Origin of the sequence: Bradyrhizobium sp. WSM1253 (assembly GCF_000244935.1) — a bacterium.
GTDB lineage: Bacteria > Pseudomonadota > Alphaproteobacteria > Rhizobiales > Xanthobacteraceae > Bradyrhizobium > Bradyrhizobium canariense.
Genome location: NZ_JH600072.1, coordinates 202,023 through 218,572 on the forward strand (window position 1 = coordinate 202,023; position 16,550 = coordinate 218,572).

14 protein-coding genes are annotated in these 16,550 nt (G+C 60.0%); 10 read left to right on the forward strand and 4 right to left on the reverse strand.

Annotated elements, in window-relative coordinates:
* The first annotated feature begins 782 nt into the window (after positions 1–782).
* On the forward strand, positions 783–1,025 hold the full coding sequence (locus BRA1253DRAFT_RS44965) for a transposase (protein ID WP_245285834.1): 243 nt from the start codon (positions 783–785) through the stop codon (positions 1,023–1,025).
* A 186-nt stretch (positions 1,026–1,211) separates the two neighbouring features.
* On the opposite strand, the gene BRA1253DRAFT_RS00945 is transcribed toward BRA1253DRAFT_RS44965, so the two are convergent.
* Complete coding sequence (locus BRA1253DRAFT_RS00945; protein ID WP_009859325.1) at positions 1,212–2,186, reverse strand: integrase arm-type DNA-binding domain-containing protein; 975 nt, start codon at positions 2,184–2,186, stop codon at positions 1,212–1,214.
* Between the two features lie 1,090 nt (positions 2,187–3,276).
* On the opposite strand from BRA1253DRAFT_RS00945, the gene BRA1253DRAFT_RS00950 reads away from it, so the two are divergent.
* From BRA1253DRAFT_RS00950 to BRA1253DRAFT_RS00960, 4 genes are all read left to right on the forward strand, one after another.
* Positions 3,277–4,599, forward strand: coding sequence for an MFS transporter (locus tag BRA1253DRAFT_RS00950; RefSeq protein WP_009859327.1), 1,323 nt, complete (start codon positions 3,277–3,279; stop codon positions 4,597–4,599).
* Positions 4,600–4,744: 145 nt separating this feature from the next.
* A complete protein-coding gene (locus tag BRA1253DRAFT_RS00955; protein WP_009859328.1) occupies positions 4,745–5,662 on the forward strand; it encodes an NADP-dependent oxidoreductase in 918 nt (305 codons plus the stop codon).
* A 156-nt stretch (positions 5,663–5,818) separates the two neighbouring features.
* A complete protein-coding gene (locus tag BRA1253DRAFT_RS44970; RefSeq protein WP_245285835.1) occupies positions 5,819–6,070 on the forward strand; it encodes a hypothetical protein in 252 nt (83 codons plus the stop codon).
* A 263-nt stretch (positions 6,071–6,333) separates the two neighbouring features.
* The gene (locus BRA1253DRAFT_RS00960) at positions 6,334–6,753 is read left to right on the forward strand and encodes a cupin domain-containing protein (protein ID WP_009859329.1); all 420 of its coding nucleotides are present in this window, start codon (positions 6,334–6,336) and stop codon (positions 6,751–6,753) included.
* A 605-nt stretch (positions 6,754–7,358) separates the two neighbouring features.
* On the opposite strand, the gene BRA1253DRAFT_RS00965 is transcribed toward BRA1253DRAFT_RS00960, so the two are convergent.
* Positions 7,359–7,553, reverse strand: coding sequence for a hypothetical protein (locus BRA1253DRAFT_RS00965; protein WP_035992154.1), 195 nt, complete (start codon positions 7,551–7,553; stop codon positions 7,359–7,361).
* A gap of 761 nt (positions 7,554–8,314) precedes the next feature.
* On the opposite strand from BRA1253DRAFT_RS00965, the gene BRA1253DRAFT_RS00970 reads away from it, so the two are divergent.
* From BRA1253DRAFT_RS00970 to BRA1253DRAFT_RS00995, 4 genes are all read left to right on the forward strand, one after another.
* Complete coding sequence (locus BRA1253DRAFT_RS00970) at positions 8,315–8,692, forward strand: cytochrome c family protein (protein WP_009859330.1); 378 nt, start codon at positions 8,315–8,317, stop codon at positions 8,690–8,692.
* Positions 8,693–8,807: 115 nt separating this feature from the next.
* Entirely contained in the window at positions 8,808–10,283 is a 1,476-nt protein-coding gene (gorA, locus tag BRA1253DRAFT_RS00975) for a glutathione-disulfide reductase (RefSeq protein WP_009859331.1), read from the forward strand.
* 1,254 nt (positions 10,284–11,537) lie between these two features.
* Positions 11,538–11,807 carry a hypothetical protein gene (locus BRA1253DRAFT_RS00990; protein ID WP_009859332.1) on the forward strand — a complete coding sequence of 90 codons (270 nt, stop codon included), beginning with the start codon at positions 11,538–11,540 and terminating at the stop codon, positions 11,805–11,807.
* Positions 11,808–11,930: 123 nt separating this feature from the next.
* A complete protein-coding gene (locus BRA1253DRAFT_RS00995) occupies positions 11,931–12,800 on the forward strand; it encodes a hypothetical protein (RefSeq protein WP_051058377.1) in 870 nt (289 codons plus the stop codon).
* 499 nt (positions 12,801–13,299) lie between these two features.
* On the opposite strand, the gene BRA1253DRAFT_RS01000 is transcribed toward BRA1253DRAFT_RS00995, so the two are convergent.
* Both BRA1253DRAFT_RS01000 and BRA1253DRAFT_RS01005 read right to left on the reverse strand, forming a co-directional pair.
* A complete protein-coding gene (locus BRA1253DRAFT_RS01000) occupies positions 13,300–13,923 on the reverse strand; it encodes a hydrolase (protein ID WP_009859334.1) in 624 nt (207 codons plus the stop codon).
* A 20-nt stretch (positions 13,924–13,943) separates the two neighbouring features.
* Positions 13,944–14,462 carry a Rid family hydrolase gene (locus tag BRA1253DRAFT_RS01005; protein ID WP_009859335.1) on the reverse strand — a complete coding sequence of 173 codons (519 nt, stop codon included), beginning with the start codon at positions 14,460–14,462 and terminating at the stop codon, positions 13,944–13,946.
* Positions 14,463–15,149: 687 nt separating this feature from the next.
* Here BRA1253DRAFT_RS01005 and BRA1253DRAFT_RS01010 point away from each other — a divergent pair.
* Positions 15,150–16,550 carry a cbb3-type cytochrome c oxidase subunit I gene (locus BRA1253DRAFT_RS01010; RefSeq protein ID WP_009859336.1) on the forward strand — a complete coding sequence of 467 codons (1,401 nt, stop codon included), beginning with the start codon at positions 15,150–15,152 and terminating at the stop codon, positions 16,548–16,550.

Below are 16,550 nucleotides of genomic sequence, written 5' to 3' on the forward strand. Positions count from 1 at the left end.
ACGTGTAGTGGCGCTGTGTATTTCGGCGGGGCTGGTCGGAGGCGAAGCGTTCTCAGTCGATGCGAGCCTGATCAAGGCCGATGTGAACAAGACTAGGCGACTTCCCGGCGACCAGCCTATTACCTGGCCAAAGGCGGAGGAAGCATCCCATGCGGTGCGCGAGTACATCGCAGCGCTTGATGCCGCCAATAGCGATAAGGACGGCGATGAAGACGGCGGCGGTTCAAGTGAAGGCAGCCGTCGCCGCAAGCCTCCCAAGGAAGTCTCGCTCACCGATCCGCAAGCAACATGGGTTACGAGGCCGGGCGTGGATCCATTCTTTGCTTATGATGCGAACTATCTGATCGACAACAAGGCCGGGATCATCCTCGATGCGGTAGGCACGCGCGCGAACCGTGCAGTTGAGATTGCTGTCACCCAGATCATGGTGGACCGTGTTGAGCGTCGCTTCGATCTGCGCCCCAAGAGATTGGCAGGCGACACGGCTTACGGCGCGGTCAGATTGCTCAAATGGCTAGTGGATCGCAAGATCACGCCGCACGTTCCGGTGTGGGACAAGTCGGCACGCCCCGATGGCACCTTTAGCCGAGCGGACTTCGTCTTCGACAAAAAGCGCAATGTCTATGTTTGCCCGGGTGGCGCGGAACTGACCAGCACCGGCAATATCGATCAAGGTCACATCGTTTACTACAGGGCCAGCAAGAGCGATTGCTCTAGCTGCGCCTTGAAGCCCAAATGCACGACAGCGGTCGTGCGCAAAATTACCCGTGACGTCAACGAAGATGTGGCGCGATCATGTCCGTGCGCTGGCGAATACGGAAGCCTTCGAGCAATCGCACCGCGAGCGCAAAAAGGTCGAGATGCGGTTTGCTCATATGAAACGCATTCTCAGGCTCGACCGGCTTCGGTTGCGGGGCCTGAATGGCGTCAGGGAGGAAGTGCTGCTCACAGCCACCGCGCAGAACCTGAGGCGGCTGGCCAAGCTAATCTGCCGTCTCCCGCCACAACTGGCAGTCCCGTGCTGAAATCCACCAGCAAAATGGAAACCGCCGACACGCCGTACCAAAAAAACCGCCGAAACTCCAAAGCCAAGCTCGCCCCCAAGTCAGAAACGAGTTTTGCAACACAATCTGGGGCAGACCGGACGTAATCGAGACTGTGCGCAACCAAGGCTTTCAAGCCTTAATGTCCTGTGGGTTGCCACGGACGCCCTACCCTGTTCTCTGGCCGTACAATCGGCTCACATGGGCGCCGCCCAGGAATACGGCCCAATCCTTCATCAACGCCCGGCGCTTTTCCAACTTCTGGCCTCGGTGATAAGCTGCGGTGGTTTCGCTCTCGTACTTGTGCGCCAGCGCGGCCTCGCGTACGCCGTCCGGATAGTCCGTGCATTCCTCAGCCCAGGTTGCGAAGGTCGACCGGAAACCGTGCACCGTTACGTGTCCGTAGTGAAGGCGATCAAGTACCGCGAGCATGGCGTTTTCGGCTGCCGTCCCAGACGCACCGGCAAGTTGCTTCATGAACGCCGGTGCCTCGATGTACGGCAGGGCTGGATGATGACGGACGACCCTCTTGGGTCGCTTTGGCAGCTTCTCACGCGGGTTGCGGAAGTCTGCATCGTCGATATCGACGTTCTTTGCGATGATCGTTTCGATCCGACCGCGGACACGGTTCGCGGTCTCGCGCTTCTCCACCCAAATCGGCTTCAGCAGATCGTGGATCTGGCTCGGCTTGATCTCCGGGACCGTGAGCCTGCCGATGGTAGGATTGGCGTAGCGCTTGAGGGAAGACGGCCACTGATCGCGATGCTTCTCGCTCCAGGTCGACCAGTTCGCCCGGATGTAGGCTTCCGCGCATTCCTCGAACGTCGATAACACCACCTTGGCGTCGACAGCTTTCGCCTCTTCGCGTGCCTTTTGCCTCTCTCTTACAATGTCGACGCCGGCAATGCTGCGATCGCCTTTCACGCGCAACCGCGCCGCATCACGGGCGAGCCGCGCATCCTTGAGCGACACGTTCTTAAAGGAGCCAAGACCGTGCCAGCGCTCCTTGCCATCTTTCCAATACCGATATGACCAGCTCTTCGATGTTGGTCCGGTGACGATCAAGTACAGGCCTTCGCCATCGGCATATTTGCCGGGCTTGTTTTGGCGCTCTACGTCGAGTGGTTTAAGCCGTCCAGCCATTGTTCCTCCAGGAAAAACCGTCCTCCGAACCGACGGTCCAAAGCTACGGTCAGCCTCCCGACTATGGAGAACATCGACGAACTGCGAAGTACAGGTCTTCGATGCAAGTAACTGATTTTGCTGTGGAGTTCGAACGACTGCGAACAGAGGAGAACAATATACTGGCGGAAGGGGAGTCGGCCTCCGGGCCGGGCCTGGAGCGATCCACGGCGGCGGTAGGTCCCTGGGTAATCAGGGACCGCGCCTCGTGCTGGTTTCCTCCAGCGTTGGAAGCCAAGTACAGGCTCCGAAGGAGATCACCATTCACCGTCGAATCGCTAGACGATCGTTATTGCCGCTCGCCGCGCGCCGTGACGCGGTCGCCGGCTGCGCAACGTACCTCGGTTATGAATGGAAGAGAGGACTGTCGCAGCACAATTCCCCGCGGGTATGAAAACTATTCGTATCGGATATTGGAAACTGTCGTCCCGCGCTGCGACCAATAACAACTCACCGCCGCGGATTAATCGAATAACGCCAGGGCAACCATTTCAGTCAACACGAAGCAGGAATCCGTGATGTCCGGCTCCTATCCGCTCCCTACTGAACCCGAAGGCATTGTCGCGCCGCTGCTCAAGCGATTTCACTCCGGTGAGATCAGCGCGATAATGCCCCCGTACGACGCAGAGGCGTATTCATCGCGAGTAAGAGGGAACCATCACTGATCACACCGAAATCGCCGCCCGACTCGGGCGCGATCTCACGGTCTGTCCAATGGTGAAGGCCAAGGCGCGACATGTGTTCGTTGCTGGCGATATTGCCCGGATCGTGCTGGACCGTTCAGTTGTGTGGCACAGGTCACGACGGCAAGCACGTGCACCTCGGGGGCTCGGAGATTTATCATGCGCCGCGCCGGAGATCGACGATTGCGCTACCTGATCGACCATATTCGAGGGACGCTAGTTCGAAAGGCCGCCGGATATATGCGCGGCACGGCAGCTCTCACCCATGCAGCCGCTCTTCGGCCTGGCGTCGACGATTAAAGCCGGTTGGTGAAAATACCTGATTGGAGAGTTTGGACCTGCGCGCCCGAATCTCCGGGAGACAACGGATGCACGGCTCGCTGCAACATCTGGCACCAGTGATCAACCAGGCTCACCGGGGCGGAACGCTCCGGCTCGCATTCGTATCCGCAGTAGTCTCGCTAGTGGTCTCGTTTGCCGCGGCGGCCGCTCCGATTCCCCTTTACAACATCTACCGGGCGGAGGACGGCTTCACGAATGTCGGCATCTCGATCGCTGTCGTCGCCTACGCCATCGGCACCATCGCCGCACTCTTGGGGCTGGGACGACTGTCCAATCATCTGGGCCGCCGGCTCACTGCGATCATTAGCCTCAGCCTGGTATTACTGGGCTGTGCGCTTTTGCTGAATGTGCACGACATCGCTACCCTGCTGGTCGGTCGCCTCCTCGTGGGTCTCGGTACCGGGTCGGCCAGCAGCAGCCTGACATCCTACATCGTCGACGCCGCACCCAGTAGACCGGAATGGTTGGCGTCCGTCGCCTCCAGCCAGGGACCGATGCTCGGCCTTACCGTCGGCGTCATCGCCTCCGGTGCCTTGGTCCAGTTCGGTCCCTGGCCACGCGACCTCATATACCTAGTTTGCATCGGCTTCCTATTATTGTCTGCCGCACTCATTGCCATCAGCCCCGAAACAGCAACTCCGACGCCAGGCGCTTGGCGATCACTGCTACCGCGGGTCAGCGTACCCGCCCGGGTCAGGCACCTGCTCCCTGTTGCGGCGGCGGTGTTCCTGGCCACATGGGCAACTGCGGGCTTCTACCAAGCATTTGTGCCCGCGCTAGTCGAAGATCAACTCCATACCCGCAGCCCCCTCATACTCGGACTGGTGTTCGCCGGCTATATGATCCTGAGCGTTCTCGGCGCTCCCATGGGGGGCCGGTTCACATCCGCGCAAGCCCAACGCGTCGGTATGATCATTTTTCTGGCCGGAATGATCGGCCTCTGCACGGCGGTCACCGCCAGCACACTGGTTTTGTTCATCATCGCAACCATCGTCGCCGGATCCGGCCAGGGAATCGCCATTAGCGCCGCCGCCCGCGGCTTGCTGCATGGCAGCACGCCAGCCGAACGGGCGCCGATCTTCAGCGCGATCTACCTTATCTGCTACGGCGGTGCCGCCTTCCCTAGCCTTGTCTCCGGCCAACTTTCGAACACGTTCTCGCTACCGCAGATAACGCTCGGATACGGCGGACTTGCCGCCGTCGCAACTCTGTTCACTGTCGTCGGCGCACGCAATCCGCATACCGATATGACGGGAAGCAGCACCTGCGACAGCTCGAACGCGACCGGTTCATCAAACAGCGAACGCTCTCATGAGAATGGTCGCTGGCCTTGCCGTCACGATCGGTGAAGAAGGCTGCGTAGTGGGATGGGGCACAATCGACCAGCAATTCCGCCGCGCCCCGGTGTAGCGGCGAACCGTACCGCCGAGCGCGAGCTCAGGTTCTCGCCGGAGCACATCCAGTAAAGAGACAAATGATCGGAGAGAAATTATCATGCAGGCGATCGTTGTGACTGACCAGGCTGCGGGAACGGCCGGGATGAAACTGATGCAGCAGCCCGAGCCGCACGCGGCGATAAACGAGGTCATCGTTCAGGTTCATGCGTCGGGATTCACCTCCGGTGAGCTGACATGGCCTTCGACCTGGACCGATCGCCTCGACCGTGACCGGACGCCGACAATTCCCGGCCAGGAGCTGGCGGGTGTCGTCACCGCTCTCGGCTATGGCACGACCGGGCTGTCGGTGGGACAACGGGTGTTCGGTCTGTCGGACTCGTATCGCGGAGGGACCTTGGCGGAGTATGTGGCCGTGGAGGCACGCAACCTCGCGCCGCTTCCGGGCGACGTCGATTTCACGGTGGGTGCGGCCGTAGCGATGCCGGGCCTCACCGCGTGGCAGGGGCTATTCGTGCACGGCCGCCTTGGGGCGGGGCAGAGCGTCCTCGTGCACGGCGCGGCCGGCGCAGTCGGTTCGATGGTGGCGCAGCTCGCACGTGAGGCCGGCGCCTACGTCATCGGCACCGGACGCGCTGCCGACCGCCAGAAGGCGCTTGACTTCGGCGCGCAGGAGTTCGTCGACCTCCAGAACGACGTCCTCGAAGACGTCGGCAGAGTCAATCTGGTTTTCGATGTCATCGGCGGCGACATCGGGAAGCGCTCCGTGGACCTGATTCAAGCCGGAGGAACGCTGGTAACCATCGCCGGGCCGACCGAGGCGCGGCCCGCCGACGGCCTGGCGATCGATTTTGTCCTCGTGTCTGATCGCCGCCAACTGGGTGAGATCGTCCGGCGGGTGCGGGACGGACGACTGCGTACAAACATCGGCAACATCGCGACCATCGAGGACGCCGTCGCCGTTTTGAATTCGACCAAGCGGACCAGCGGCAAAACCATCATCCGAGTTCGTCCGTGAGGAAACAGAAAAGGCGAAGGGTTCCCCTCTCACAAATGGATTGTTGGCGCCTTCCCCTTTGGCCCGTCTGCGCTCCACGCGCCGCCAGCGGTACAGCGCGGACTGCACGTGACGGCGCGCTAGCAAGGGTCGGCGAAAGATGAAGCGAGGATATCTTTGATTGAAATCATCGCCGACGTGGAGACGATCACCAAGCAGGCGATACTGTCGTTCGTCGCGACAGCCAACGAGGGTGGAACGCCCAATCTTTCGCCGAAGGCGTCTCTGACCGTCACAGACGGCGTTCTCTACTTCTCCGATATCGCATTCCCGGACCATACTGAAATTGAAACGCAATCCCGCCATCGAAATAAACGTGGTCGACATCTTTCCAGAGGCGCGGTTATCGATTCAAGGGCCGTGTGTTGATACTGCGGCCTGACCATGACAAGTCTTTGATGATCGCCAACTCAGTTCGCGTGACGAATGGCCAAGAATGTCCTGACGATCACGTTGTCAAAATCGAAACAGCTTCTATCACCCCGTTGCTGTCTCCAGCCGATGTCTTTGCCACCCTCTTCGAAGTCAGGACGAAATCAGGAATAGCTACTGTCCTGAGTACGGTGTGAAACCCCTCGGGACCTAGATGATGGCGTAAACGAAAGCGACCGACACCTAAAGCGAGAAAGCCCATGAAGATCCGAACCATCATCGCCGCTAACTGCGCCGCCCTCGCCATCTTGATGGCCGGCCCCATGTACGTCCGTGATGCCGAAGCGCAAACCGTCACGAAGAATTTCGAGGCTGCAATTCCTAACATACCTGGCAAGTCGCTGATCGCCTTCGAAGTCGACTACGCACCCAACGCAGCCTCCGCGCCCCACACCCACGCGAGCTCAGCCTTCATCTACGCCTATGTGGTTTCGGGCGCGATTGTGTCGAAGATGAACGATGGAGAGATGCGTATCTATCGGGCAGGTGAGAGCTGGTCCGAACCGCCCGGTGTGACCCATTCGATCAGCCGCAACGCGAGCACGACCGAGCCGGCGAAGCTGCTCGCTGTTTTCGTCCTCGACACCAATGACAAAGCGCTCACCACTCCCATCAAATAACGCTTGATACGCACTCGGCAGCGCCTAAGGATCGAGGCTCGCGGCGTGCAAGACCGGCCCTCCAAAAGGGCAGGGCAACCCTGAGGCTAGGAGTCGCGTAGCACTCCGCCGGGACGACGCATGCAGCGGTCGTTCGTTGACCCCGGCTTTGAAGCCTCGTGCTGGTCGTAACGAGGGTATAAAAGCCCGGCGACGGGACCGCTGTTGCAACGAAGCGGGTGTTAGTTCGGTCAAGTTGGTGCGCTCGGGAGCATACGCGCCTGCTCTGCCGTCGGCGTCGATCCGTGCGATCGTGGGCGGGGAAAGCAGGGGCACGATAACGCGCGAGCGGCGTTACCATCCGTCTAACGTGGGGTCCGCCGCAAACCCGGGCGTTCTCCCCCGGGTTCATTGTGTGCAGACGTCGGTATGTCGCCGCAACCCGTGACGAAGATGATCGTTTGCCGCAGCTACCTCGCGCTGGAAAAACGCGGCATCCCTCCAATGTGTTGTTTCGCGATGTGCTGTTCGCGTGGCCCCACGCTCGGCTTGCGGCTGAACTGCGATCCCGTGGGCGAAATCGCCGCTGGGGAGGCTGCCCGTCAGCTCATGTATGCCCGTCGTATTCAGCGGTCTGCGGATCGAGCTAATGCCTTAGCTGCATCGTCGAGCGAAGCCTTCTCGGCTCGCCGCTCGTAGTAGTCGGCAAGAGCCTTAAGCTGAATCGCAACCGCTTGGTCAGTGATGGTTTCGGCAGTGCGCAGCAAAGTCTGCGCTGCCTTCAAGCATTCCTTGCCTCGTCGTGAAATCTGATTCCTCATGACGCGCTCGTGCGGTCTTCGGGCGTTTGGTCGAAAGCGATCAGGAACCTATTGTGGTCACTCTGGTGTGCCTTGAAGCGATCGATGCACTTCTTAGAGCAAAGCGGCGTTCGCCATGAATAATGCCGGACGAGACCAAAGTCGCCCTCACAGACTGCGCGTTGCCTGCCCTTGTCAGACCCAAGACGTTCGAAGCGGTAAGGCATTGTCTTCCCCTTAGCCTGTGTGCAAGTCGGATGCTCCAACACTAAGAGGATCGCCACTAACGGATCAATTGAGCACAGGTTGAGCTGGGAAGTCCAAACAGGGCGTTGCGATGATACGAAAGCTTAGGGTGCTCGGACGAGACGTACAACGAGTCGGCTTGAAATGCCCCGGGACGACGGCGCGCTCGCAGTCACGAACTAGGAGCCGCGTCACCCGCTCGACAGGACGCCGCAAGAGCTATCCGGCCGGGGCACGGATCGGGGCGCGACGCATGGTGTTGTCCTGGCGTTGCGACCCGACATTGAGTCATCGCGAAGTGCTCTTTCATGTCCTCATACACCGCCCGACATCCCGAGTGCAGTACCACACTCGCCGGACGCCGGCGCGCATAGCGCTCTTGGGCGACGATATCTCTCGCCTATCGAATGCATATCCAAATGGAATTTCCAATTTCGTCCGCTGTAGCAAGAATCGCCGCCTATCACCGAGGCAGGCGACAACTACATTGGGCTGCCGTGCTACTTCTGAACCCGATCCAAGGAAGGATGTTGCCAATGGAAAGCGCAGGAAAGATCGGCGCGTTTATTGCGGTGCTCGTACTTGCGGGAGCAACAGCGAATTCCGGCTACGCACAGGACGCCGAGCACGGCAAAGCGATCTTCAAAGCCTGCGCTGCGTGCCATGCCACGGATCATGATAATCGCATCGGGCCCGGCCTGGAAGGAATCATAGGCAGAACGGCAGGTACGGTTCCCGGCTTCAGCTACAGTGACGCTATCAAGAATTCCGGCATCGTTTGGGAGGCAAAGATCCTCGATGCATATCTGGAATCGCCACAGAAGGTGGTTCCCGGAAACAGGATGCCCTACGCGGGGCTGAAGGAATCGAGGGACCGGGCAGACCTGGTTGCCTATCTTGCAACGTTGAAGTAGCAGCTTCTTGAAACAAGCGTCAGCAATCCGCCTGCGCGGACATGAGAGCATTCCGGTCCCGCACAGAAAAGATTCCTGAGTTGAGCGATACAGAAGCATTTCAGGAGCCCCAGGCGTGTCGAGACAAGCCGCCGAGGTTTCAGAGCCTTCTCGGGAAGCGGAGTCCGATGTTGATTTGTTCGTGATTGGTGGTGGGTCAGGAGGGATCCGCGCTGCGCGCGTCGCGTCGGGACATGGCGCGAGAGTAATGCTCGCGGAGGAGTACCGGCTGGGAGGAACGTGTGTCATCCGTGGCTGCGTACCAAAAAAACTGTTCGTCTACGCGAGCCGTTTCAGCGGCACGTTCGAGGAGGGCGCAGGATTCGGCTGGCGCTTGTCGGTCCCACATTTCGACTGGCCGTCATTGATCGCCGCTAAGGACCGCGAGATCACACGCCTGGAAGGGCTCTACGACACCGGTCAGGAAAGTGCAGGCGTCGAGGTGGTGAGGTCTCGCGCCGTGCTCGAGGACGCAAATACGGTGCGCCTCCTCAAAAACGGCCGTCGCGTACGGGCACGCACGATCCTGATAGCGACAGGCGCACGGCCCGAATTGCCTCGCTTCGATGGCATCGAGCTCGGCATCACCTCGGATGCCGTTTTCGACTTGAAGACATTCCCGAGAAAACTTGTGATCGGCGGCGCCGGATACATCGCAATGGAGTTCGCTGGCCTGTTTGCCGCGCTGGGAAGCGACGTCACTGTCGTCTGCCGCGGAAGCAATGTCTTGCGCGGCTTTGACGAGGACGTGCGCCAGGCGGTCGCTGGGTCCTACACGAACCGTGGCATTAAGCTGATGTTTAGCGACAGCATCCGCCGCCTCGAACGGCGGGACGGGGACGTCCGCGACGGCGACCATGCAGGAAGGATCGACGTTACGACTGAACAGGGCGGAAGGTTGATGGCCGACCAGGTGCTGCTCGCCATCGGCCGCACGCCGAACACGACCGCGCTCGGGCTCGACCGCGCCGGGGTCAAGACTGGGGCAGACGGCGCTATCATTGTCGACGCGAGCTCCCGCACGAATATTCCGAGCATCTACGCTGTGGGTGACGTGTCGAACCAGTTCAACCTGACGCCCGTCGCGATTCGCGAGGGCCACGCATTCGCCGACAGCCTGTTCGGCAAGAAAGCGTGGCAGGTCGACTATTCCAATGTGCCGACCGCGGTCTTCTCCAGCCCGGAGATCGGCTCCGTTGGCCTGACGGAGCTGGAGGCGAGGGCGCAGTACCCAGCCGTCGACGTCTACAAGGTTCGCTTTCGGCCACTGAAGGCCGCCGTGACGGGCGATTGCGAGACCGCGCTTCTGAAGGTCGTTGTGGATTGCGCAACAGACCGGATCCTCGGGGTCCATATCGTCGCCGAAGAGGCCAGCGAGATGATCCAGGTGCTCGCCATAGCGATCCGTAGCGGAGTTACCATGAAAGACTTCGCGTCAGTTATGGGCGTGCACCCGACGGTAGGTGAGGAGATCGTCGCAATGCGGAGTCCGACGGTGCGGTACGATCGGCGCGACGCGTCGACACCGCTCGTCCCAAGCGCTGCCGTCTGATGCCCGCGGCGCGTATTCGGAAGGCCCGCTTGGAAAGCCGCGGACCTTCGAGCAGCTCACTAATCTAGACTAAATGCTGCAGGCCTCATACAGACGGAATGAAATCGATAGCGCCACCCCGCGCCAGTGAGGAGTGCGCAAGCAGTGTCGCGCAGGATGCCTGAACCACCTGCCCCGCGACTCGCCGCGTGTTTGCGCTTGCGTGCCAACAGTCCGCAATCCTAAAGGTGAGCGCGATGAGTTCTTCCATTTCCACACGACGCCCAATCAGCCAAAGTCGTGGAGCAGTGGCGATAACGTATGGGCTCCTATCGAAGTCGACACGAGCAGGGGCGAGCAGCACCGCTGTCAATTCGCACCGTCAACCTCCAACGCAAGGTGCCCGCCATCGTCGACACCGAACCCTTGGTGGGAAAGGAGTAAGATTTTCGTCTCGATCGACATTTTACTACCTCCACCGAGAGTCTTGCTGAGCTGGCGCGGCACCGGCGCCGCGAGCTCGTTCCACGGAAAGGGACTCGTGATCGAGCAGGTCGCCTGACACTGCGACACCGAGGTTCGAAAGCCGCCTGCCCCTAGTGTGTAAGGCAGCTGCCGGGCAGCTGCGACATTCCCATCAGCCGCTCATCTTGAAGATGCGCGCGAGGGGCTTACTCAACAGGGTTCGACCTGGTGACGTCCCGCTGGTCAAAGGTAATGGGTATATTCCGTCGGGATCAATTATCTCGATCAACCTATCTGGTCGCATTCGGTGTTGTATGCCGGGCCGATAGCGGGCGCCACAACGGCCAGCCCACGATGATTGAAGCCAATGTCGTCGACGAAAGCGAAGTATTTGCATTGCAAACCCGCATCTCCCGGCCAGCTAGCCCGAGCAAACGGAGCACAGAATGGGTCCGTCGCTACGCGATTGCGAAGGCCTTGCGTTAACTCGGTTGTGGCAAGCTCACGTACATCAAGCATCAGTCCACGGCCCGCCAAGCTGCGGCGATCGCTAACTCATCACTCTATGCGGCGCGCGGCCCTCTGATTAATCATCCTACTTCAACAGCGTCATCCGGCTGATCGACCGATTTCGCTCGGCCGAGGTAGGACGTGCCAGCGCATCTCCTACACTTAGGTATGCTCTTCTCAGCCGAAGTACCACACGGATCAACCTTCTGTGCAATGGTGTTGGCAATCTCCTTGTGACTACGCTTGGGGTACAGCCGCACCGATTTATCGAACCGCAAGACGATGGCCAAGAGTTCACCCATGACAATCATAGATGACTCCGCGTTGTTTGGTTTTGTCCTCAAGACGGCTAAGTCAGCCTCCGACATCGCCGAGGTCGTTCGCAATCTGTTCATGGACGTGCGCGACTGTTACCGGCCCGGGCTGCACTACATGCGTGGCCCCGGCCTTAAACGGCGCACCAACCATCAGGCCTGGCTAGTAGATTCTGAAGCCGTACCGCTGCCCGGGCAGCACCAGCCGCCGCCGGTGTACATACGCCCCTGCGACGCGGCAAACCCGGCTCGATAACTCGGCCAAGGTTCTAACATGTTCGTCCTATGGGGTATCCTGTTTGCCGTCTCGCTCTCGATTAATCTGGCGACATGTATTGTAACCTCTGCCCGTAATAGTTGGGTGGCAACTCGAGGCTGGATGCGGCACGGCGTCGCCGCCATTTGCATCGCATTGCTCGGCCCGGCGACGACGCCGGCTGGTTCGGCGGGTGCCGGGGTCACCCTCGAATTGCGCAAATTGCCGATGAAGTTTAGCTGGATTGCTTGCCAGCCGAATTGCCGAGGTTGGGTCAGCGCGGTCGGCGTCGTGACCGCCGATACTCCGAGGGTTTTCGACGAATTCGCGCTAGGTCGACAGCTTGACGGCGCGACCATCGTGCTGGATTCCAGCGGCGGTGCGGTCAATGAAGCGATCGCGCTCGGGCGGCGCTGGCGCGATCTGGGGGCGCTGACCACCGTTGGCGTCAGCGTTCAGACCAACACTGCACAGAGCGCTCCTTCCGACAAGGCTCCCGTGGCTTATTGCGAATCGATGTGCGTGTTCCTGCTGCTCTCGGGCAAGACGCGTTTCGTGCCCGAGACTGCCCATGTTCGGGTGCATCAGATCTGGATCGGTGACCGCGCCAATGATGCCAAAGCCGCGACCTACAGCGCGGATGATCTGATGATCGTGGAACGCGATATCGGTCGTCTCGCGAAATACACTTTCGACATGGGCGGCGCGGGTGATTTGTTGTCGCTGTCGCTGAACGTGCCGCCCTGGGAAGATCTGCATGAACTGTCGCAGGAGGAGTTGCGGCTCACCGGGCTGGTCACGACCCGTATGCTTGATCAGCCTGGCAACAAGGCAGCGGTGGTCGAGCTGACGCGCAAACCGGTGCGGGGGCGCTTCGTAAGCAGCGCGGTCGCGACCAAGACAAATCCAGAGCCGGCAATATCGACCAAGTCGGCTGAAGCTATGGGGCCCGCGGGCAGCGTGAGCGCTGTGGGCCCGCTTGGGCAGGACTAGCGGGTACCATGTTGAGAACCGATTGAGGAATTCCAGCAAAGCCAACCAAGCGAACGAAATATTCACGCTAGATTTCCGAAACAGTCTCGGTCGTGTGAGCGGCTCGCTGGACGTCGACCCTAGCGCTCATATCAACAGATCCCCCCGATTACCCGAACAACGTTTCCGACGTGCCGTGCCCATTACCGCGGCGAATTAAGCGGGTGCACATGCCGATTGCTTCGCGGCAGCAGCCCTCCCCAATTAGCCGAAGGGTTGGTATCCGCATTGCAACTTTCGAGACCTGCTCAGGGTCTCCCCAACAGTGTGGCTCACAAGAAGCTTCTTTCCGACTTGAAGATCGAGGCAGCCAAGCGGTTGATCTGGCCAGCGAGATTCGCGTGCTGGTTGCGCTGATTTGCGGCTTCGAGGATCAAGATTAATTCACGCGCGCTCTCTCGCGCGGCGTGGGCGGCAGCCCAGGCTCGTGGCGCAGGCCGATGGATAATCGGCGCATTTCTTACGTAGGCTTGATCATATCCCGTGCATAGGCCAAACCGATACCGTATCCGCCGCCGTGAGCCTCCACGATTGCTCGCGCTCCGTCATAGGTCTCGTGCCGGGTCCAGTCGCGCTGGAGTTCCAGAAGGACCTGGATCCACGACGTCGGCTTTGCGCCCGCCGCTTCCATCCGTCGCATCGACAGATCGTGACTGACCGGAGTGAGCCCGCCGCAAGCGTCGCCGACGACGTGCACCTCATACCCCTCCGCGCGAGCGGAGAGCACCGGAAAAGTCACACACGCTTCCGTCAACAGCCCCGAAAAGATCAGCTTCCGTCGTCCCGTCGCCACGATAGCAGCGCGCGCAGCGTGGTCCTCCCACATGTTCATGTTGCGGCGCTCGATCGCGACTACTTCAGGAATCGCAGCGTGGATCGCTGGCATCAGAGGACCGCTGTAGACCTTTGTGGCGGACGTGGAAGCCACGATCGGCATGCCGAAAACGGTGGCAGTGCGCGCTAGAGCGATCACGTTGTTCAGAAGCGTTTGGCGATCGATCGACCCGACGCCGAAAGCAAGCCCGGCTTGCTGATCGACCAGCACCAAGGTGCAATCCTTCGGCTTGATCAGGATGTCGGACATCGCCGTTTCAGGTCCTTGTGTCATGTTTCGTTAACTCGGGACATCGGGAAGTTATCGTGGCGGCTTCGCTTCTGTTCCGACAGCCTAGCGGTAAACGTGATCTCAATGAGCTGTTCAGGAAAGGCCAGTCTCAGCACACCTATCAGGTTGCTGGCGCACTGAGGTCGTGCCGTGCCGTAGGCCTCCTTGCGCACCCTGCCCGCAACGGCGAATGCGGCACCGACATCGAGGACATACAGCGTCTCCTCGACGACATTGTCCAACGTCGCCCCGAAGCGCGCCAAAAGCTTGGCGGCATTGGCGTAAGTCGCCCGCATCTGCTGTTCCATCATCGAGAACTCGGCCGGCTTGCCGGATTCATCGAGAGAAGCAGGCGCGATTAGGTTCCCGTTCTCGTCGTGGCTGAGCTGACCGGAGACATGGATCGTGTCACCAACCTTGATCGCCTGTGCGTATCCGTAGGCATCTTCCCACGGCACATCGAAATAGACGGTCTCCTTACAGTTTATTGCGGCGGCAGTTATCTCGTCGCGTTGCATATGGAGCCTCCTGGCTTCTCAATCCCGTCTCGATGGCGGCACTGACTTTCGTTAGGACGATGCTTTGGAGAATGACCTTGCAAAGCCGGCGAAGGAAATCACCTCTCGTCATAGATTCGATAGACCATCGTTAGCGCCGTCGCGCCGCGTGATCTAGTAACGGGAAATGCCACCAGTCCCGCCTGCAGAGAGTTCCCATTGTCGCCCGCGCTGAAAAACGAGGACGAGCCAAAGGAGAGTTGAGTGAGACATCCCACTCGCGCCGATACGTGGAACGAACGTTGACGGGTTGTGGATGCGTGCATCGCGCAAGCCGCGCAGATGCGACCTGGCCGGTCGCGACGCTCGTATTCGAAGCTTCGCGAATAGCTGTGCCATCACACCAGACCTGAGGGTGCAAAAACAGATTGATCGTGGCGCGCGCCGAATCCACCGTAGGAGTGCGTCATGGTCGAGGAGGCGGCGCGCTGCCACCCGTGATCTGGATTGCTCCCAGGCAGCCAACGGAAATCTCTGGTGACGTTCCTCGCTGCGGAGTCACGCGGCGCGGCGGCAATAACGATCGTCTATCGAATCGATGGCGAGAGGTGATTTCCTTCGCAGGCGTTGCAAGGGCATTCTGCAAAGCATCGTCGGGCGCGCTTTCGAGCAACGCTGGACAACGACGTCGAGGGGACGGAGAGTCGGATGAAGTCATACACCGCTACGGCCATGCCGCTTCGGACGGCCGCTCCGGATGACCCCGCTCTGGCGCGGGTGTTAGCGGCTTACGTAGCGTCGGCGACAATCTGGCTTGTATTGACCACGGCCGTGGGAGTCTTAGTCAGCTTCAAGTTCGCCTATCCGGATTTTGCGACGACGCCGGCGCTGTCGTTTGGACGGTTGCGGGCGATCCACACCAACGGAACATTTTATGCCTGGGCGAGCCAGGCGCTGATCGGACTTGCGCTGTTCGTGGCAGCGCGCAGTTCGGGCGCGCGGCTCTACAGCGAGCGACTCGCATGGATCAGTCTTGCGCTCCTTAATGTCGCCGCTGTGCTGGGCACAGTTACACTCGATTTCGGTTTCAACTACGGCCAGGAGTATCGCGAGTGGCTGTGGTGGATTCGCGTAATCCTCGGGCTTGGTTTGATCACTGCGGTCTGGAATATGATCGCCACTGTCGAGCAGCGGGATGCCGAGGATATCTACATTTCTAACTGGTATACTATCGGAGGCACGCTGTGGACGATTGTCATGGTCGTGGTGTCGCTTCTGCCATGGTACCAGTTCGGACTGGGTCAGGTCGCGGTACAGGCCTTCTTCATGCATAACGCCGTCGGACTGTGGTTCACGCCCCTATCGCTCGGTGTGTCCTACTATGCGCTGCCGAAGCTCCTGAACCGTCCGATCTATTCGTATTCTCTTGGCATCTTTGCATTCTGGACCAATCTCATCTTCTATCCGATCGTCGGCGCCCATCATTTTGAATTCAGTCCATTACCGTGGTGGCTGCAGACTACGGCCATCGTCTTCAGCGTGGCCATGCTGATCCCTGTGCTGAGCGGCACTGCGAACTTCCTTCTCACCTTCCGGGGCACTCACGAATGGATATATCGCTCGCCCGCGGTGTTCATCCTCGTCGCCGTCTACGGCTATCTACTGGGTTCGACGCAAGGCACATTTGAGGCGTTCCGCTCGCTGCAGCAGCTGTGGCATCTGACCAATTACACGGTAGGGCACTCGCACCTGACGATGTATGGCTTCGTTACCTTCGCGATCTGGGGCGGAGTCTACGCACTCTTGCCGCGCGCCACCGGCAAGTATCCCTACAACCTGGCTATGGGCATCCATTTCTGGCTTTCCGCAGTCGGTGTTGTCATCTACGTTGCGGCGCTGTCGGCCGCAGGAACCATTCAGGGGCTCGATTGGTTTCGAGGACTCACCTTCATCCAGTCGGTCGAAGATGCCGCGCCATATTGGTTGTGGCGCTCCGTCGGTGGCTCGCTGATGTTCGCCGGCCATCTCGTCTTCGCTTTCAATGTCTGGACAATGACCTACGGCAGGTCCTGCGCCGAGCTTGCCGCAGCCAAGACGGTGCCGGTATGA